The sequence below is a fragment of the Rhizobium sp. CB3090 genome (assembly GCF_029714285.1).
Lineage (GTDB): Bacteria > Pseudomonadota > Alphaproteobacteria > Rhizobiales > Rhizobiaceae > Rhizobium.
The window spans coordinates 275459-293546 of the sequence record NZ_CP121664.1 but is presented as its reverse complement, the minus strand read 5'-3'; the positions used below and the strand labels follow the sequence as shown (position 1 = coordinate 293546).

17 protein-coding genes and 2 pseudogenes are annotated in these 18088 nt (G+C 55.1%); 6 read left to right on the top strand and 13 right to left on the bottom strand.

Translation table 11 applies throughout. The features are described from left to right. Positions 1-451 precede the first annotated feature (451 nt). The 5 genes from QA646_RS28225 to QA646_RS28205 all read right to left on the bottom strand — a co-directional run bounded on the left by QA646_RS28225 (position 452) and on the right by QA646_RS28205 (position 6652). Positions 452-1576, bottom strand: a complete 1125-nt coding sequence (locus QA646_RS28225) for a lysine 2,3-aminomutase (protein ID WP_283060584.1) — start codon at positions 1574-1576, stop codon at positions 452-454. 611 nt (positions 1577-2187) lie between these two features. Then, on the bottom strand, positions 2188-3081 hold the full coding sequence (locus QA646_RS28220; protein WP_283060583.1) for a MurR/RpiR family transcriptional regulator: 894 nt from the start codon (positions 3079-3081) through the stop codon (positions 2188-2190). A gap of 790 nt (positions 3082-3871) precedes the next feature. Beyond that, complete coding sequence (ectB, locus tag QA646_RS28215; protein ID WP_283060582.1) at positions 3872-5146, bottom strand: diaminobutyrate--2-oxoglutarate transaminase; 1275 nt, start codon at positions 5144-5146, stop codon at positions 3872-3874. 244 nt (positions 5147-5390) lie between these two features. Continuing rightward, positions 5391-6377 (bottom strand): LuxR family transcriptional regulator, encoded by a 987-nt coding sequence (locus QA646_RS28210; protein WP_283060581.1) that lies wholly within the window; start codon positions 6375-6377, stop codon positions 5391-5393. A gap of 101 nt (positions 6378-6478) precedes the next feature. Then, positions 6479-6652, bottom strand: coding sequence for a hypothetical protein (locus QA646_RS28205; RefSeq protein WP_283060580.1), 174 nt, complete (start codon positions 6650-6652; stop codon positions 6479-6481). On the opposite strand from QA646_RS28205, the gene QA646_RS28200 reads away from it, so the two are divergent. The 4 genes and pseudogenes from QA646_RS28200 to QA646_RS28185 form a co-directional block, all read left to right on the top strand. Next, a complete protein-coding gene (locus tag QA646_RS28200; RefSeq protein ID WP_349254275.1) occupies positions 6633-8255 on the top strand; it encodes an ISL3 family transposase in 1623 nt (540 codons plus the stop codon). The two genes, QA646_RS28205 and QA646_RS28200, sit on opposite strands and share 20 nt — an antisense overlap. Before the next feature lie 216 nt (positions 8256-8471). Next, positions 8472-8858: a transposase gene (locus QA646_RS28195; protein ID WP_283060578.1), complete on the top strand. Its 387-nt coding sequence runs from the start codon at positions 8472-8474 to the stop codon at positions 8856-8858. Positions 8859-8926: 68 nt separating this feature from the next. Beyond that, on the top strand, positions 8927-9199 hold the full coding sequence (tnpB, locus tag QA646_RS28190; RefSeq protein WP_283060577.1) for an IS66 family insertion sequence element accessory protein TnpB: 273 nt from the start codon (positions 8927-8929) through the stop codon (positions 9197-9199). 76 nt (positions 9200-9275) lie between these two features. After that, positions 9276-10340, top strand: a pseudogene (locus tag QA646_RS28185) (IS66 family transposase); the annotation flags it as partial. Between the two features lie 89 nt (positions 10341-10429). On the opposite strand, the gene ltrA reads toward QA646_RS28185, so the two are convergent. Together ltrA and QA646_RS28175 are read right to left on the bottom strand one after the other, a co-directional pair. After that, a complete protein-coding gene (gene ltrA / locus QA646_RS28180; RefSeq protein WP_283060576.1) occupies positions 10430-11515 on the bottom strand; it encodes a group II intron reverse transcriptase/maturase in 1086 nt (361 codons plus the stop codon). Positions 11516-11534: 19 nt separating this feature from the next. Beyond that, positions 11535-11660, bottom strand: coding sequence for a hypothetical protein (locus tag QA646_RS28175; protein WP_283060575.1), 126 nt, complete (start codon positions 11658-11660; stop codon positions 11535-11537). A 719-nt stretch (positions 11661-12379) separates the two neighbouring features. Here QA646_RS28175 and QA646_RS28170 point away from each other — a divergent pair. Then, positions 12380-12934, top strand: a pseudogene (locus QA646_RS28170) (transposase); the annotation flags it as partial. A 162-nt stretch (positions 12935-13096) separates the two neighbouring features. On the opposite strand, the gene QA646_RS28165 reads toward QA646_RS28170, so the two are convergent. Next, on the bottom strand, positions 13097-14020 hold the full coding sequence (locus QA646_RS28165; RefSeq protein ID WP_283061013.1) for a hypothetical protein: 924 nt from the start codon (positions 14018-14020) through the stop codon (positions 13097-13099). A 362-nt stretch (positions 14021-14382) separates the two neighbouring features. Here QA646_RS28165 and QA646_RS28160 point away from each other — a divergent pair, with 362 nt between their 5' ends. Next, positions 14383-15093 (top strand): winged-helix domain-containing protein, encoded by a 711-nt coding sequence (locus QA646_RS28160; RefSeq protein WP_283061012.1) that lies wholly within the window; start codon positions 14383-14385, stop codon positions 15091-15093. Positions 15094-15386: 293 nt separating this feature from the next. On the opposite strand, the gene QA646_RS28155 is transcribed toward QA646_RS28160, so the two are convergent. The 5 genes from QA646_RS28155 to QA646_RS28135 all read right to left on the bottom strand — a co-directional run bounded on the left by QA646_RS28155 (position 15387) and on the right by QA646_RS28135 (position 18080). Continuing rightward, positions 15387-16400: a 1-aminocyclopropane-1-carboxylate deaminase gene (locus tag QA646_RS28155; RefSeq protein WP_283061011.1), complete on the bottom strand. Its 1014-nt coding sequence runs from the start codon at positions 16398-16400 to the stop codon at positions 15387-15389. A 358-nt stretch (positions 16401-16758) separates the two neighbouring features. After that, on the bottom strand, positions 16759-17022 hold the full coding sequence (locus tag QA646_RS28150) for an exopolysaccharide production repressor protein (protein WP_283061010.1): 264 nt from the start codon (positions 17020-17022) through the stop codon (positions 16759-16761). Between the two features lie 15 nt (positions 17023-17037). After that, a complete protein-coding gene (fdxB, locus tag QA646_RS28145; RefSeq protein ID WP_283061009.1) occupies positions 17038-17367 on the bottom strand; it encodes a ferredoxin III, nif-specific in 330 nt (109 codons plus the stop codon). Beyond that, a complete protein-coding gene (locus QA646_RS28140) occupies positions 17364-17567 on the bottom strand; it encodes a CCE_0567 family metalloprotein (protein ID WP_260305790.1) in 204 nt (67 codons plus the stop codon). Before QA646_RS28140 ends, fdxB begins: the two co-directional genes overlap by 4 nt. A gap of 24 nt (positions 17568-17591) precedes the next feature. Further along, complete coding sequence (locus tag QA646_RS28135) at positions 17592-18080, bottom strand: NifX-associated nitrogen fixation protein (protein ID WP_283061008.1); 489 nt, start codon at positions 18078-18080, stop codon at positions 17592-17594. Positions 18081-18088 lie beyond the last annotated feature (8 nt).

Below are 18088 nucleotides of genomic sequence, written 5' to 3'. Positions count from 1 at the left end.
GTGCGAGGGCGAATGCCAATTACGATCCTCCCTTCAATGTATAAACTTTGGTGGCAAGCGTATCATTGTTGGTGGAGTTGCTTCTGCAAATATTGTGTAAAGTTTTAGGAAGGGCACCTGCAGCGCTTATTTGGACGGGAGAAGTTCGGAAGATGGAACGAATGCAGGCCAGATTTGGTTGAAATTTCCAAAATCGCGCTTGAAGCTCAAGCATTGCTGGTGCCGCTCCCTTTCGCAACGCACAGAGATCTGCGCGCTCCGCACCGTGTCGCCGCGGGCTGTGGAAACTATGGCGACGGTCCTTTTCAGCGGTGCGATCCGCTCTGATCTGCCACTAGACGCAGCACGTGCTCATGCTAAGTCTGACTTTGCCTTCCGAACGGTCAGTGAGTGCCAGCCGTTTGGCCTAGCTCGTCCAGCGCATGAAATCAATATTCAGCGCCATTTCCATCTAAGCGGGTAAATCGTCCAGCCAACAGGCGCCCTCAAGGTACCGGCGGGAAAATATCTTGCCAATCTTTTCCTGAGCCTTGTTTTGATGATATCGCATGTACACATGGCCATCGGCTCCAACGTCAAGAATCTCAATCTTTCCCGTGTAGTGCGACATGATATATTTGAATGTCTTTTGGATGCCGCTGAGACGTTGGTTAATCCCGCGCGTAATCTCTAGTCCCCGACGCAGCGGAACCTGAAAATGCGACGCACCTTTCACCGGCCGACCCTGGAAGAGATAGTAGGGGCGGACGCCAATCTGATGACATCTGGCGAAGGTCTCGGCCAAGATCGCGGGATCATCGTTGACCTTAGCCAGGAGCACGGACTGATTAAGAAACTGAACGCCTTGCGCACGCAAGAGGCAGATGTTGCGCTCAGCGTCTGCTGAGATCTCACCAAAGTGATCAAAATGGGTGACGATGAGCGCAGTCTTACCTGCATCATGAATCCGTTTGAATAAGGTCACCAAGGTGGGATCCTCGAACCTTTTGGGCGCGTACGCGAGCGCTTTTGTGCCAAAACGAATGGACTTCAAATGCGGGAACGGCAAGAGATGATCAAGAATCTCATGGAGCCTGCTGGTGCTGAGTACGAATGGGTCGCCTCCCGATACCAGTACGTTCGTTATCTCAGGATGACGTTCAATGTATTGTGCAATTTGCCCTAAGTCAGCTGCAATTTCATCTGAGTCTTTACCCACAATGCGTTTTCGAAAGCAATATCGGCAGTACGAAGCGCAACGGTCTGTTGCCAACAACAGTCCCGTCTGAGAGTACTTGTGCTGAAATCCGGGCACAACCGTGTTATCGTGCTCACCACTGGTATCCAAATTGCCATTATTGTCGAACTCTTTGAATGAGGGCTCCACGATAAATTTCAGCTGATCGTAATAATCACTGTTAATGATCTGTTCACGATAGAATCTTGTAACACCATAACGCGTGATGTTGTTGGCTTCCAGCTCTCCCCGGGTCACTGTACGCGCGCCCTCAACGAACTTTATGACCTTAGACGACAACCGTGGGCCCAAACTGGTGAGCGGATCCGTCTTACTTTGAATTGTGCGGGTGGTCTTCATCTAGAGCCTCTAATTAAAGAACGCGAGACGCAATGGCCGTAACGGCTTCATTGTTATGACCATGCAATCCGCGTACCGTCGATGAGATGAAGCCGGCAAAGTGACGCCAAGTGAAGTGGTTACGCAGGGGTCGACAGAATCTGCGTCTTTAGAGTGTCTGTCAGGGCCGGAACAGAAATGCGCTTAAGTTGACACGGGCAATGTAAACGATGATGTGAGCCGTTCGAAGCTTCAAGGTATGTTTGCCTAAAGGTTCAGCTAGGCAACCCTCGTGCTCCTGGTTGATGTCGTCGGTCTTCGCAACGTCGTGGATGGGGCTCTTTTGTGAATTCGATCCTTTGGGTGCGACATCTTGGCCCGGCTCTCTCTTTTGAAAACTCAGCAGTGTTGGTCAATTCCTTATCACGATCTGTCCAACTCAATGGCGCCTTCCACAAACGGGCCAATGTTTGCAGTGGATTGACACTCAAAGGCAATCGGCTCGCCTCACGCTAGCAAGACCAACATCGACACACTGTTTTTGGTGTGCAGATTCCTGAGAGATGCTCGTCGAAATCGCCGGCGAAACGTCGCGCCAAGCGGATAGCGACCAATCAATTTCCGGCTCTTCATTAGTCATGAGAATTCGTGCCTACGCCGTTCTTCATGACATAAGCGTCGAATTCCACAAGTTGTTCTTCATGGTCAGCCAGAGCTTGAAGAGCGCAGCTCCCGCGTCTCGCGGCGACCAGTTCCATGAGACATTCTACTGCGGCCAATGCCGGAGTCATCGTGTGAATAAATGAAGGAACTTCGGTGCGAACGCGGATCACAACTTGAGAAATTTTTGCGATTGGAGACAGTTCGCTGTCCGTCAGGGCGATGAGTTTCGCACCACGCGACACGGCAAACTCGGCTGCCTGTACTGTGAAGCGGGTGTAAGGGCTGACTGTGACCGCCAGCAAAATGTCTTCTGGACCGACAGACCTAAGCGCATCATCGGAGGCTCCGCCCAACCCATCGATCAATGTTGTGGGAGAGCCAAGCAATGATCCAACATGGTGCATTAAATAAGCGACGGGAAAGCTTGAACGGCGGCCGATGCAAAAAATTTGTTTCGCCTCCGCTACGAGGTCGGCTGCTGCCGCCAACGCGGCAATCGCGGACGGCTGCGCGAACCTGCTTAGATGACCCTGCAAAGCATTCACTGTATCGCAGATGAGGACGCCATCTCCCCCGATCTTCCCTCGTGCCAACAACTCCTCTCCACTTCCACCGAAGCATTCCGGCCGTTCCCTAACGCTATCCGCGAATACCTCCTTCAATTTGTCGAAGCCATCGAAGCCAAGGCGTTTTGCAAGCCGCGTTAACGTTGCCGGAGGCACTCTTGCTCGGCGCGCCTGCTCCCTCATTGACAGCAGTGCGACCTCTGTCGGATGGTCAACCAACCAACGCGCAGCGACCTTCATTTGCCGGGGAAATCGCTCATAGCGGTTCTTTATGAGACTTGTGGTGGGAAAATCCATTCTTACTTCCTGAAGTCTATTAGGCAAATGCTTAAGCGGCAAAAGCCTTTACTTGGCCTATGGATTTTAAGGTCTCCGTTTTCCCGATGCCTCAAACAGCCCGTGTTGGCTAGCTCATCCACGCGCTGCAGCGTTCCCGGAAGCCGGTTTGATTGAATCTTTCTTGAAGATAAGGCCATGTGTCGACCCGCGCGCACCAATATCGTCATGAGAACCAAGACGGCGCCGAACATGGAGTTACTCGAGTGCGACATGCTGGCTTCTACGTCCCACCACCATAAACTCGTCGTTGACGTTAAGATCGACGATCCATTGCTTCGCAATATGGAGAAAGCAAAAGATGTGCCATCTACGCAGAATCGGCAAAAGAAGAGCCTATTTCCCCTGTTCAACTATTTAGGTGAGGATGGGGCGCACGCAGGGCCGAACATTCCATGTCGCGAATCCGACAAATCTGAATTCCCATTGACCGGTTTTCAGCATCGTCTTGGGAGACCTCCGCATTTCCAAATGCGATGACGGAGACCATTGGAACGACGTGATCGCCAGATTTTCAGAAAGATAGTTCTGGGCCTTAGCCCCATTTAGGCGACCTCGTTACCCAATAAGCTTGGGGGTCGCACTTTTTATAGCGCTAACAGGTTACGAGGCGTTAGCGCCTGCAAGACGCCCGCGACCGCGCGATCCGTAGATGAGCCGGTTCGCGCGAGTCGCGGTGCCCACAAACCACAATCGATGCCGGCGCCTGATCGCTTTGGCTCTGCCATGCCTCCAAGAGCCAAGCATAGCTTTACACGCTTGAGTGCACGGATTTCTCCAGAATATCCAGGCCACGCTCCAAGGTCTGCCGTTCAGTTGTCAATGGAGGAAGAAGCTTAATAACGTGATCTTCCGCGCCACATCGCTCTACTACGAGCCCATCTTCAAAGGCTTTGCGTACGATTTGCGCCGCCAATTTGCCCGTACTGCAGTCGAGCCCCACCATCATGCCCCTTCCACGTACGGCAATGTTGGAATTTCGGTTGCTTTGGGCGACTTGCTGAAGGCGCTCTCTTAGAATGCATCCTTTTTCGACAACTTCTCTAGATAGGTTTTCATTTGTCCAGTATTTTCGCAAAGCAGCGGTCGCTGTCACGAGTGCGAGATTGTTGCCCCTAAAGGTTCCGCTGTGTTCGCCTGGTTGCCAGACGTCAAATTCGGGTTTGAGCAGCAAGAGTGACAGCGGCAGCCCACAACCGCTGAGAGATTTCGACAAAAGAACGATGTCTGGAGAAATGTCCGCAAACTCAAAGCTGAAAAAATCGCCAGTTCGTCCGCAGCCCGCCTGAATGTCATCAATAATCAGCAGGATGCCATTCTTCCTGCAAAGCCGCTCGAGCGACTGCAGCCAGTTTCTGCTCGCAGGATTGATGCCGCCTTCACCCTGAACGGTTTCAAGAATAACGGCCGCGGGCAAATCGACGCCACTGCTACGGTCGGCAAGCACTTTGTCCAAATATTCCGTAGTATCCCGATCAGGGCCCCAATAGCCGTCGTAAGGCATGAACACCGCGCCGGAAGGAGGAAGACCTGCCGCGTCTCGGAAATATCGATTACCAGTTACTGCAAGCGCGCCCAGGCTCACCCCATGATAACCGTTGGTGAATGAGACGATGCTGTGGCGTCCAGTGACCTTGCGTGCAAGTTTCAAAGCTGCCTCGACGGCGTTGGCTCCAGTGGGACCCACAAACTGGTATTTGTACCTAAGACCACGCGGGCGCAAAATCAGCTCGTCAAAAAGCTCGATAAACTCTCTTTTCGCCGACGTAGCCATGTCTAACGCATGGATAACCCGATTTGACTGCAGGTACTCCACGGCAGCACTTAGGATGTACGAATCGTTGTGACCGTAGTTAAGGGCACTCGCGCCGGAAAGAAAATCAATGAACGCACAACCATTTTCGTCTTCGAGGATGGCTCCTGCCGCTTTCGTGAACACCACGGGGAATGATCGTGAATAGGATCGCACGTTCGATTCGAAGGTTTCAAAAGCAAATAGGGAATTGGAAATGCGGTCATTACTCACGATTATTTCCTCAACCAGATGCCATGACCCAGCGCCTGTACCCTTGACGCCAATTACCGCGAAATCTCAGCAACGCCTCGAAATCCGGCGTCAATTTGGAAAGTTTCCGCAACTCTATATGACCATTGCTAACTGTGCTCCTACCTAGAATGATAGTGTTCCTATTTGCTTATTATTGGCCTGTCGCAGGAAAACAGAGCTGCGGCAGTGGCGGCACTGCCGCCTAGAGACGAACAATCGCCTCCTACAGCTCGATAAATCCCAGATTTATTGCCTTAATAGCCGCGACCGTTCTACTGGCAGCGTCCAACTTTCGCATGACGTTTTTAATGTGAAAATTAACAGTGTTTTCGGATATATTCATAATAATTCCTATGTCCCATGACGACTTTCCCCGTGCTACCCAGAGAATACATTCTTTCTCCCTAAGCGAGAGCTCAGGCACTTTCTCCATGGGATTCGAATCCGCGACATTTGCAAGTCTCAGATGGAAATGTATCGCCGCAAGTTGTAAGTAGGCGATTGCCCTGTGGTGGTATTCACGCTCAATTTGCTGGGCAAAGCTCATGATGGCGAAGCTTCCAGCCGAGCTGCGCAAGGGAATAGTAATGCCTGACCTTACGCCAAAGCTTGCAGCCTCGTCGAAGATACGCCGTTCGTTTGGAGTTGTGCTAGGGCCAACGTATGCCTCTCTCCACTGGATAGGGCCTGATCGCATTCGACTTTCCTTGATAATGGGAGCTTTCCGATCATAACCCATTTCGAGACATCGCTTCTGCCATTCATCAGGATAGTTCAGGATCTCAAGTGAAGGGCGTCGAACCGGCTGTAAAACCTTGCGCTCGATTGTAAGAGGACCGTAGGCTATCCACGTACAGCCGAAATTCAGAGCGAAAGCTGATAAGTGCTCAAATAACTGTTTAGACTGAGCGATGCCATGTGTCTGGTCAAGAAATCGGCCGAACTGGACTGCAAATTCCCCTCTGTTTATAGCTTGAGAAGGCGGCGAGAGGTCCGAGGAAATCACATCGGCAACTTGGCCGGTCTGCTTACTCACTTGAGTGGAACCGCAACCGTCCCTAAACAATCGATTCTCGCTCTCGGTCAAATAATGGCACGCCATTTTGTCGTCAGTGCGTGACGTCGCTGGCCCTGAGCGGCCACGGCTCTCCGAGCCTTCGGCGAACGTTATCGCTAAAGCTTTGAAAGCGGGCTGTGGAAGAGCTGACATCGTGCTTTCCTCCCGTTTTTTCCGAGGGCTCGGAATTCCGTAGTTCAAGAGTCGTGCCAATCTTGCTGAAAAGAACCCCCACGGAGCCTCTACCAATTTTTTTAGCCGTTTATATAAAATGCAGCAGCAAAGCAGCCGAGTACGCCGCGCTCTGGCTTGTCAATGCCGGATGAAATTTCCCCAGAAGTGGGCTCTTCCGCAATTTCGGTGCAACTTTCTGAATCCTGTTGATTCGACACACGAATCAGCAGGAGCATGGAAATGGCGAAGCGCATTCTACCGTTGATCCCGCCGTCTTTGGTCGTCGATCACGTTCAGCAGTCGAGAGGGGCTATATCGATCGATTGTCGCTTCCGATCGACAGGAGCCAAATGCCCGGATTGCCGCAAGGCCTCGCATCGTGTTCATAGTCGTTACGAACGACACCTCGCGGACCTGCCGTGGCAAGGGCGAGCGGTCACGATAATCTTGCATGTCCGGCGCCTGCGTTGCAGCAACGAGAGATGCCGCAGGCGCATATTTGCCGAGAACGTTGGTGATGTGACCTGGCGCTATTGCCGGCGCACCAGACGCCTGGGAGACGTGCATCGCAGTATCGGCATGGCGTTGGGAGGAGAGGCGGGCATGAGATTGGTCACTCGTCTTGGCATGCCTGTGAGCGCCGACACCATTTTGCGGATTGCGCGGACGCAACCCTCTGGGAATTGCGAAGCGCCGCGTATCCTGGGCGTAGACGATTGGGCCTGGCGTCGCGGACAACGCTATGGAACGATCCTGGTCGATCTCGAAACGAACAATGTCGTTGATCTGTTGCCAGACCGCGAGAAGGACACGCTCTCAGGATGGCTTGCCGATCATCCCGGCGTTGAAGTCATCGCTCGGGACCGGGCCGGTGCTTATGCGCGTGGCGCCCGTGAGGGAGCGCCGAAAGCGCAGCAGATCGCCGATCGTTGGCATCTCCTGCGCAACTGTTCCGATGCCTTGCAGAATGTTGTGGAGCGACAATACCGCGTTATTCGGGATGTCGGAAAGGCGCTTATGGCGCAGATTGATACGGATGATCAAATGCGCCGCGAGCGCGGGAAAGAAGGGCTGCTCCAAGGACGCGCAGCACGACAGCAGAACAATCGGCATCAAGATCGGCGTGCTCTTTTTGAGGAGGTCATCCGCCTGAATGGTATGGGCTGGAGCCAACTGGCGATCAAGCGTGAGCTTGGCATCGACCTCAAAACCATACGGAAATGGCTGAAAGACAATCAACCTGGGACATGGGAGCGCACGGTATTCACGGAGAATCCGGCCGATGCCCATGCAGACTACGTCCGCAGGCGCTGGTTTGAAGGCTGCCGCAATGCGACGCGACTTTACAGGGAGGTGTGCGATCGCGGTTATCGTGAGAGTGTAAAGACCTTTCGCCAGTGGGTAAAGGTAAGGCTGCGCGACGGCGTCCCCGCACCTATATTGTCTCGGGCCTCGCGCAAATCTTCATGGCGCACGCCTTCATCCCGGCTAACCGTTCGTCTTCTGACAGCCGAAGCCGATACTCTCCCGCGGAACGAGCGCGCTTTTGTGAACGCGATTTCCTCGGCCTCACCTGACGTTGCCACTGCTGCCGATCTGGCACGACGCTTCCAGTCCATGATCTGCAATCGGGAAACCGTCGCGCTCAAGCCGTGGTTACATGATGCCGCAACTGGGCCGATGTCTTCGTTCGCGCGCGGGATTCGTCGCGACGTCGAGGCGGTGCAAGCTGCATTGACGTTGCCATGGAGTACTGGGCCAGTTGAAGGCAAGATCAACAAGCTAAAGCTCATCAAGCGATCCATGTATGGAAGAGCCGGGATGGACCTCCTGCGTTCACGTATCATCGGCACCTGAGTTGCACCGAAATTGCGGAAGAGCCCACTTCTGGGGAGTATTGATCCGGTATCGACACTGGCCGGACAAACCTGACAATAGTGTCTGTTGTGAGTCCCCAACTTCGCGACGTTCTATGTATGAAAGTGCTCGAAGAAAGGTAAGCGAGTAGGCAATCCCACGTATCATTTAGCCTGCTGATCGGGAATCTTCTGCGTGAATCATGCGAGGAATCCTATGAGCGACAGTGTGAATCAGCCACGAACATTCGAGGTTTTGACTGCGACGCCGGTGCGAACGCGGCGCAAGCCGCGCGACTGGTCGGACGTGGAGAAAGAGCGGTTGATCGCCGAAACGTTGTTGCCTGGAGCCAATGTGTCGGCAATCGCACGTGCCGAGGGATTGGATCCCTCGCAGCTTTACGGGTGGCGTCGCAAGGCACTGTCGTCGGGTATGGTCGCGCCTGTGACGGAAGCCCCAAAGGAGGAGATCAAGTTCGCGCGCGTTGAGCCGGTGGCAAGTTCTACGGTGGAAATCGTCATCGGTGGTGTCATGGTGCGCGTCGCGAGCGATATAGAGCCTGATCACCTTTCGAAGATACTTCGGGCGGTCCGTAAGGCATGATCGGATCCGGTGTCGTTGTTTACGTGTCGTGCCAGCCTGTCGACTTTCGCAAAGGTGCGGCATCCTTGATGGCTCTGGTTAGAGATGGTGGTCTCGACCCGTTCAACGGAGCGCTTTATGTGTTCCGGTCGAAACGGGCGGACCGTGTTCGCATCGTCTGGTGGGATGGTAGCGGTGTCTGCCTATACTCGAAAACGCTCGAAGAGCAGAGCTTTTGCTGGCCGGGCATATCGGCGGCACGGATACGCCTGGACCATTCGCAATTGATGGCGCTTCTGGCCGGTCTGGATTGGAAGAAGATCCGGCCGGTCCATGTCCGGCGGCCATTACTAACAGGCTGAAGCCGACCTGTGGCAAGATGAATCATGCTGCTGTAATGATTGGGAAAGTGGCTACTTTTGTGCTCTACTTGACCCGATGGATTTGCCCCTTAACGACCTTCCGGACGACGTTGACGCGCTGAAAGCGATGGTTCTCGCGTTGGTGCGTGAGCAGGCTGCGAAGGAAGCCCGGCTGAAGGCCGCCGAGACTGAGATTGCCCGATTGGAGGCGGTGGAGAAAAGCGCGAACGAGCGGATTGCCAACCTGACCTTGATCATGAAGGTTTTGCAGCGCACGCAAAATGGCAAGCGCTCAGAACGGCTGCGCCTTGGTGTCAATGACGAGCAGGTCTCGTTTGCGTTCGAAGAGGTCGAAACGGGCCTTTCGGCGATCCAGAGCGAACTCGACCGCGCGGCCAAGGACAAGCCGAAACGAACGCCGCGTCCACGCAAGGGTTTTGCCGCACATCTCGAGCGCATTGAGGAGGTCATCGAACCGGAAATCCCGGCCGGGTTCGAGGGGCTGGAAAAAGTGCTGATCGGCGAGGACCGCTCCGAGCGGCTGGACGTCGTGCCGCCGAAGTTCAGGGTCGTCGTGACACGGCGTCCCAAATATGCGTTCCGGGGCGGCGACGGCGTCGTCCAGGCTTTGGCACCGGCACACATCATTGAAGGCGGCCTGCCGACGGAACGGCTGCTCGCCTATATCGCCGTATCCAAATATGCCGACGGTCTTCCCCTTTACCGGCAGGAAGCGATCTACATGCGCGACGGCGTCGAGATCAGCCGGTCGCTGATGGCCCAATGGATGGGGCATCTGGGCTTCGAACTGCAGATGCTCGCCGATTATATCCTCGAGAGGGTCAAGGAGGGCGAGAGGATATTTGCCGACGAGACGACCCTGCCCACTCTTGCTCCCGGTTCGGGTAAAACCACCAAGGCCTGGCTTTGGGCTTATGCGCGTGACGATCGCCCCTATGGTGGAACCAGCCCGCCGATGGTGGCCTATCGTTTTGAAGACAGCAGAGGCGCAGATTGCGTAATGCGTCATCTCTCCGGATTTAGCGGCATCCTGCAGGTGGATGGCTACTCGGCCTATACCAGCCTCGCCAAGACACGGGCGAAAATCGGCAGCAACGAAATGATCCAGCTCGCAGGATGCCGAGTAGGCGGGGTCGTTACCGAGCCCCGCCCCTCACAGATCCGGACGTGCAGATTTCCCGCATCCGGTTCCTCACAGTCCAGTTTCGCTCAGGGACGGCTCCACTGATGTACGATCCGGGTTGAAGGCAAGGGAAACCGGTCAAGGACCTGCGCCATCCGATTCCAGTTCGGCTTTCCAGATCGGCTGCGGCGTGAGAGCCCGCTTTTCCAGATGCGCTCGACCTGATGGTGATACCACCTCAGACGCCGTCCATTGCCCGTGATCCCATAGTAGGCGTAGTGGCCTCGCATCATCCGGGTCAGATGTCGGTGCTGAACCGTGAGCGACAGGTGCAGGTGTTTGAGGCACCATTCCCTGACTGCCCGTAAGGCTCGCGCAAACCGATCCTTGGCCGTGACCTGCCGCACCACCGGCTTCCCCTTCCGCGACTGCCCCCAGACATGGGTGAAGCCGAGAAAGTTGAAACTGGTGGCACTCGTTGCCGGGTGCCGCCCATGCGGGCGCCGGAAACGGAAGTCCACATAGCGCGTCTTGTCGGGATGGAGCCGGAGCCCATACCGCTCGAAACGCCTGCCCAGCACGGCCAGCATACGCCGGCCGTCCAGGTAATCCTCGAAGCTCATGACGAAGTCGTCAGCATACCGCACCATCTGGCACCTCCGTTTTAGGCGAGGCTTCGCCACCTCCACGAACCACCTGTCCAGCACATGGTGGAGGAAGATGTTCGCGAGAAGCGGACTGATCACTCCGCCTTGTGGAGTTCCAGCTACCGATCGGCTCAGGGTGCCCTGGTCCAGCACCCCCGCGTTCAACCACTTGTCAATCATGCGTCTGATGACGCCGTCTCTGATCCTCAGGTCGAGAAAGCTGCGTAGATGCCCGTGGTCGATGCTATCGAAATACTTCGAGATATCCGCGTCGATCACCCATCGCTGACCGGTGTCCATGATGCCATCGCGCAAGGTGCGGATGGCGTCATGCGCCGACCGTTCCGGCCGGAACCCGAACGAGCAGTCCAGAAAGTCCTCCTCGTAGATCGGCTCCAGCAGCATCACGATTGCCCGTTGCGCCACTTTATCTTCGACGGTCGGGATGCCCAGAGGTCGCCGGGACCCATCGGCCTTGGGGATGTAGTGGCGTCGCACCGGGGGTGCGCGGTAACTGCCCGACATCATCCGGATCCGGAGGCTTTCAAGATCTCGCCCCGAGATCCTTCTCATAGTCGTCAGCCGTGCGACCGTCGATGCCCGCCGCGCCATCCTTGCGCGTCAGAGCCCACGCCTCGAACATCCAGTCGAGATCAATCAGATGGTGCAAGGATGTGAACACCCTCTCCGGGTGCTCCCTCGCCTGTTCGGCTATCCACTGCCGTTTCGTGTACACGTTTGTAGGGCTCAGGGTCCCCTCCGATGTTTCCTGTCAGTGGTTCTGGTTCCGTGACACCCCCCTTTCCTCCTTCGGGTCCCGCCGGACACGGTTCCCCGCGCTCATTGGTAATATGAGGGTGCTACGACTTCCCGCTCACGCTTGCCCGTCGGCTTATTGCTTCGCCTTCCGGGTCCATGCGGCCCTGCATATTTGTGTCCGCCGAGGCGCTCCCTCCGACATGCAGGGCTGTCGTAGGGCCGGGAGTCTTTTATGTCAGCCGGCACCCCGTTTCCGGCATTGCTTCCTTGGGCGTGAGTGGGATCTCTCAGGTTCCCCGGCGATCCATCCCATGACTTTGCGGTGGCCCAAGACCCCGGACGACCCCGCCTGCCTCGCCAATACCGGCAAGTCGGATGCTGCCCCCGGTCCCAACACTCCGAAGGCGTCGTCACAAACCATGATATCGGGGCTTACCCCGCCGCTTCATCATCCGCTGTCTACGCTTCACGAATGACGTTGCCGCCATCCATGCAAGACTCGCTTCCGGCTGGCGGGCTGCGCCTTTGCCGGACGGGCGTTGAACCCGCTGGATCGCTGCGAACGGTTTCTGTTCGGCTCTCACCTCCTTTCGTATTCATCCCCCGTTCCGGGACTTGCCTGACGCAAGTTGGGCACATCTTCGACGCAAGTTTTACGATCTGCACATTAGCGGTGTCTCTCAGGCCGCCACGGACACGGTTATGGCAATGACCGAGCTCTGGCGCATCGAGGATGAGGTTCGGGGCAAGGACGCCGACAGCCGCTCCACACTTCGTCAGGAAAAGTCCACAGCCATTGTCGCAAGGCTCTTCGATCTTTGGGAAAGAGAGCTCGGTAAAGTCTCCGGTAAGTCCAAGACCGCCGAAGCAATCCGCTATGCTCTCACCCGGCGCGAGGCGTTGGAGCGCTTTCTGACGGACGGTCGTATCGAAATCGACTCCAACATTGTCGAGCGCGCGATCAGACCCCAGACAATTACGAGAAAAAATAGTCTATTCGCCGGAAGTGAGGGGGGCGGACGGACCTGGGCGACCGTGGCCACTCTCTTGCAGACAGCCAAAATGAACAACGTCGATCCCCTCGACTGGCTCTCCCAGACATTGACTCGCATCGCTCAAGGCTGGCCCGTCTCAGAAATAGACGCCCTCATGCCATGGAACTTCAGGTCACACGCCCTGAGCTAACCGCTTACGAAGAAAGAAGGAATCAACTCGGTGGTTTGGCATACGCGCAATTTGGTGTCAGGCACCAAGCTTTGCATTTCGAAAACAGGGACCGCATCTGGGGCATCAAAGATTGCGTGCGCGGAAGGAAAAGCGTTGGGCGAGGTTCTTCAAATGCGGCACTCAAAATCTGGCTGTATGGATGTCGTTGTTCACCGTCATTTCGCTCGGATCGGCACACATGACATAGATTGGATGACCGTGAAACCCAAAGGCTGCTTCAAAGAACTCCGGATCGTCATGCGAGCGACGTTGCCGCCTCCGCGCAATCCTCCGAACTAACGCCGCGTCAAATTTATAAACGCCGACGAGGCTCAAATCTGCAGACCCACTTTCATTGCTGTCGGAGCCTTCGGGTATAATTGCTGTAAGGCGTTGCGCTTTGCCCGTCAGCACTCGTAGCGATCGTTTACCGAGTACCTGGCCAACAACCACAATGTTGCGATATGATGACCGCACCAAGCGCTCCAGCATCGTGAAACTGATCGTCATATCCTCGGTAAATATCAGAACGACCCCATTGACGTCAGCAACTTCCTCTGCCGTTGCCACGTCAATAAGGCGTCCCGGATATGGCCTGCGCAGTGGGCGTACGCGGAGTTCCATACCATACAGCTCGTGACAGAAACGATGGTCGACCTCGCCCATGCCTCCTAGTCCAAGGATAATCGTCTTTTGCACGCCAACACGTGCCAATTGAGATAATAAACCTTGCAGAACGGACGTGCCGCCGACCATAACTGCGCGCGCTGAGAAGCGCTCTTTTGCAGTTAATTTAATATGTCGGGGGCCTGGGATAACGATCGCACATTTCTCCATTAGCAGTGCCCTCGGACTGTGCACATACGATAAGACTAACTCTGCATCGTCCTCGATCCACTCCCTAATCAGATAGTTGACTGGGCGGTGGATCAGCGCCTCTTCGAGGTTCATGTCCAAACGCTGTGCGCAGCCATCGGCGACGGCGAAAGCATCATAGATCCTCAAGCCGAATAGATGGTCCGCATCAAGGGTGCATGGCTGTTCTCCTGCCGCTGACACATCCATTTCTTCGCCAAACCGAAAGCGCATATTAGTGCGAAGTCGCTGGCTTCAGATTCAGTTTGAGTATTTTTTGCTTTAGTGGCAAAGCGCCCAAGTCCGAGATTTCGAACATGTGCGCTCAGTGTTACAGCCATGGGATTGTTTCAAAACAATCTTTTCGTTGGCACGACGCGTGCACGGTTATCTGCAAAATCGCCGACTGATGAGTGAACTCCCTCCAGGATCAAACCCATTCGTTGACGTGCCGTAATGGAAGGCTTCGGCGCAAGCCGCAATTCAACAAACTGGATTTTGGAGATAAGTGCAAACTCTGTTGGCGAAAAAACCTGAAGGTCGGCCGAACTTTAATTCAAGGATTTCACGCGATGTCGAAGGACGATACCAATCGGGATTTCCACTCAGCGGCGGTGCTGATCAATGCACCAGACGATTGCTCTGGTCAGTTCTTGGAATGCGCATGTAAGTACATCAATACCAGCCATGGGAACGCCCTTGCCAAACACTTGCAAGAGGCGACGCCAGATGTGGTGTTTCTTGGGATGCATTTCTCTGACGTTGAGACGCAGACGCTCTGTATTCGCCTGCGTCTTTCTCGGGCGCGGTCAATGTCGATCATTGCGATTGCGGAGGTTGCTGATGAAGTAACTCAACAAGACAGGCTCGCCTTCGATGACAATGAGCATGTTAGCCGATCGCGAGAGATAGCGCTCACAAGCATCCGCAGAATCTTGGACGGCTCGTGTCGGAGTTCCATTCCAAGGCATCAAGAACTGCTTGCCTTTCAGGACATTGAATTGGATGTGGCCACGCATCGTGTGCGCCGAAACGGCCGGACGATTCATCTCGCTCCAACCCAGTTCCGCCTGCTGGAGCACTTTATGAGAAACCCATACCGGGCGTACTCGCGAGATGAACTAAAGAATGCAGCTTGGCCGCATACCGTTCATATCGGGCCTCGCACCATCGATGTTCACATTGGTAACTTGCGCGCGGCCCTAAATAGGGACAGCGACCGCGATCTAATACGGACTGTAAGATCTGTTGGCTACGCGCTTTCCGAGAAATCGGATTCGTAATTGCGGGATCGGCCCGAACCTGGCCGTGTCTGCGGCGCCAATTTGGCTGCGTCTTGATCAGTCAAAATAGGCGCACCCCAATAGAGTAGGCATTGTGATTAAAACAGTGCTTGATTTTGGCGTTTTCGGCGGAGGATTTTTTGCTTGCCAACGGTATGGCAATGTCGCTGATAGTAGCGGATTTTCATATTGCTGAGATTGGAAAAAGGGCTGCACCCGCAGTACTATTGCTTGTTGGCGCATCCATGGAACCTTCAATTTTCAGGGCCCGCATGAGACTATTTCGTTCGGGATCAGCCGTTGCGAAACGTGTAGCTGTAAGCATTGATCGCCGGCGCGCCGCCGAGATGCGCAAAGAGGAGCCTTGATCCCTCTGGAAAGAAGCCTTTGCGAATGAGATTTATCATGCCTTGCATTGATTTGCCCTCGTAGACGGGATCAGTAATTATCCCTTCCAGCCGCGCACAAAGGCGGATGGCTTCCGTTGTTTCCTCGGAAGGAATGCCGTAACGGGGGTGCGCGTAGTCCGCGAGCAATACCACATCATCGTTGGCGATTTCCCTTTCGAGTTCGACGAGCTTTGCAGTTTGGCGGGCAATGTTGAGCACTTGCGACTGGGCTTGGAGGGGGGTTGCCGAAGCATCGATACCGATCACGTTGCGCTGTCGCCCATCCTTGGCGAACCCGACGACCATGCCGGCTTGCGTTGAGCCCGTCACCGTGCAGACCACGATGTAGTCAAAGGCAAAACCAAGCTGATTTTCCTGCGCGCGAACTTCCTCGGCAAAGCCCACATAGCCGAGACCGCCATATTTGTGGACAGAGGCACCCGCTGGGATCGCATAGGGTCTGCCGCCTTTTTGCTTGACGTCGTCGAGCGCCCGTTCCCAACTGCTGCGGATGCCGATATTGAAGCCGTCATCGACCAGCCGCACCTCTGCTCCCATGATCCGGCTTAAAAGGATATTGCCAACGCGATCGTATACAGCGTCCTCATATGGTACCCAATCCTCTTGCACCAGAAGGCATTTCATGCCGATCTTGGCGGCAACCGCGGCGACCATCCGCGTATGGTTGGACTGCACGCCACCAATGGAGACGAGCGTATCGGCATTGGACGCGATTGCGTCTGGAATGATGTACTCAAGTTTGCGGAGCTTATTGCCGCCGAACGCCAGACCCGAGTTACAGTCCTCGCGCTTGGCATAGATCTCCACCTTGCCTCCTAAATACTCGCTGAGGCGATCGAGCTTTTCGATAGGCGTAGGACCGAAGGTAAGCGGATATCGTTCGAAATTTTTCAGCATTTATCTCTTCCAATGTGGCTTTAAATCCAGTCAGTTATGCGCGATCCTTAAGCGACTAACGGCACCCTCCCACGTTCCAAAGATCCCATTGTCCCCTTGCCTTCGTTGGCATCGAGACGACGCAATCCAGGCCGGTGCTCACAGCTTCAACGTCAATGCCGATGAAACAAACAATAAACTCTCAGTTGCAACACTGGAAGCGATCGCCGACGGTCATGTCGTGTAGTTGCTCCAATAACGTCATGCTCGATGATCAATGTCCCTTCTAAGCAGCCCGAGGCTCACAACTGATCAATTCCCGGCCCTCAAGGGCAGCAAACCGCACCATCGAGCCAAGCTGGGAGGACATCGGAGTAGTTCAGTGTTTCTTCTCGCAATGCTCTGGCCGGTAGCGCATTTCCTCGCGATCATCGAACCGCAAGACCCGCCGGCTCCTCTTTGAAGCGCAACTAGCTCGCCACATCAGGAAGAGCACGCTTGCGAAATAGACCACCTGAAGAAGGAGCCAAATACCCAACGTCGTGACCATTGCTCTGAGGATGGAATGGGAAACGAGGTAAGTGCCTAGAAGGCTGACGCACGTGATTAGTTGCAGGAGGCGACAGAAAATTGCAAAAGGCACCGTCGTTCTCCAGGTTTATGCGCCAGCACATGAAGCGAGCTTGTCAGCCGCTATATGAAGCTGACAGTTCTTCGGGCAGACGCGGACGCAGGCGCCGCAGCCGATACAGCGCCCTTCCTGGTCCACGACCATAATCATACGACTGAGTTCGCCATCGAAGTCGTCGTCCTCGTCATCGCAGATGCCCAGGATTTCACCCCCTTCATTGGCGCCGTAAAGGTGCATGACGTCGCGCGAGCAGACCTTGAAACAGCGGCCGCAGCCGATGCAAGTTTTACCATCGATGCCGGTCAGATACTCCGGCATCCAGTTGGATCCATCGCGGGTAACGAAAGACCCCGTCATCGGGATTCCTCCAATACCGCAAGCTCTTTCTTCGCCGTGTTCAACTCGGCGAACGCGTCGAACGTTTTTTCTGCGATCGTCTTGATCTTAGGCCAGTTGACCGGGAGGTCCTCGGCAAGGTCGTGCAACTCCATTTTCGCAGTTGCCGCTCGTGACTGGAGTTTACGGACCTTCTTAAGCTGCTCCACAATGTCTGACATTATCTTTTTCCTCAAAAACCGATTTCATGGCGCCCGCGCCACGTCGGGATAGGCTTTGATGGCGACGATCGCATCATCGACCAATTTCGTGCCGGCCTCGGCGAGTTTGCGAAGCGTCTCGAAGCCGAACCGATGCACGTCTCGGAGCGTCTTCGACAAAACGACCAAGCGCCCTGTCGTGAGAACCACTCGCCCGAAGCCCTCGGGATTCATCGTCACGATCGAGGAGGCGACGAGGCCGGAATGCCCCTCGATTTCAAGGCCGACGCAGGTGTAAAAGATCTGAAGCCTCCAAATCACGTCCGGATCGGGGTCGCCGATGATTGGCATCTGGCGGCGCTGCTCCTTCGTCACAATGAAATCGGCAAGCAGGTCGGTGTCCGATTTTCCATCCCACGACCCATGAGTATCCTGGGCCCTCACCAAGCGAACCAGGCGTTTCATGAACGGGGTTGCCATTGCGTCGCTATCATCATCTGCGACTGGGTTGGCGAGGCTGATAGGCGAAGTCATCTCCGATC

Coding starts and splice junctions, on each gene's coding strand:
- QA646_RS28225 (WP_283060584.1), bottom strand. CDS start 1,576: ATGAAGACCACCCGCACAATTCAAAGTAAGACGGATCCGCTCACCAGT.
- QA646_RS28220 (WP_283060583.1), bottom strand. CDS start 3,081: ATGGATTTTCCCACCACAAGTCTCATAAAGAACCGCTATGAGCGATTT.
- QA646_RS28210 (WP_283060581.1), bottom strand. CDS start 6,377: ATGTCAGCTCTTCCACAGCCCGCTTTCAAAGCTTTAGCGATAACGTTC.
- QA646_RS28200 (WP_349254275.1), top strand. CDS start 6,633: ATGGAAATGGCGAAGCGCATTCTACCGTTGATCCCGCCGTCTTTGGTC.
- QA646_RS28205 (WP_283060580.1), bottom strand. CDS start 6,652: ATGCGCTTCGCCATTTCCATGCTCCTGCTGATTCGTGTGTCGAATCAA.
- QA646_RS28195 (WP_283060578.1), top strand. CDS start 8,472: ATGAGCGACAGTGTGAATCAGCCACGAACATTCGAGGTTTTGACTGCG.
- tnpB (WP_283060577.1), top strand. CDS start 8,927: ATGGCTCTGGTTAGAGATGGTGGTCTCGACCCGTTCAACGGAGCGCTT.
- ltrA (WP_283060576.1), bottom strand. CDS start 11,515: ATGTCGGGCAGTTACCGCGCACCCCCGGTGCGACGCCACTACATCCCC.
- QA646_RS28165 (WP_283061013.1), bottom strand. CDS start 14,020: ATGGATGTGTCAGCGGCAGGAGAACAGCCATGCACCCTTGATGCGGAC.
- QA646_RS28160 (WP_283061012.1), top strand. CDS start 14,383: ATGTCGAAGGACGATACCAATCGGGATTTCCACTCAGCGGCGGTGCTG.
- QA646_RS28155 (WP_283061011.1), bottom strand. CDS start 16,400: ATGCTGAAAAATTTCGAACGATATCCGCTTACCTTCGGTCCTACGCCT.
- fdxB (WP_283061009.1), bottom strand. CDS start 17,367: ATGACGGGGTCTTTCGTTACCCGCGATGGATCCAACTGGATGCCGGAG.
- QA646_RS28140 (WP_260305790.1), bottom strand. CDS start 17,567: ATGTCAGACATTGTGGAGCAGCTTAAGAAGGTCCGTAAACTCCAGTCA.
- QA646_RS28135 (WP_283061008.1), bottom strand. CDS start 18,080: ATGACTTCGCCTATCAGCCTCGCCAACCCAGTCGCAGATGATGATAGC.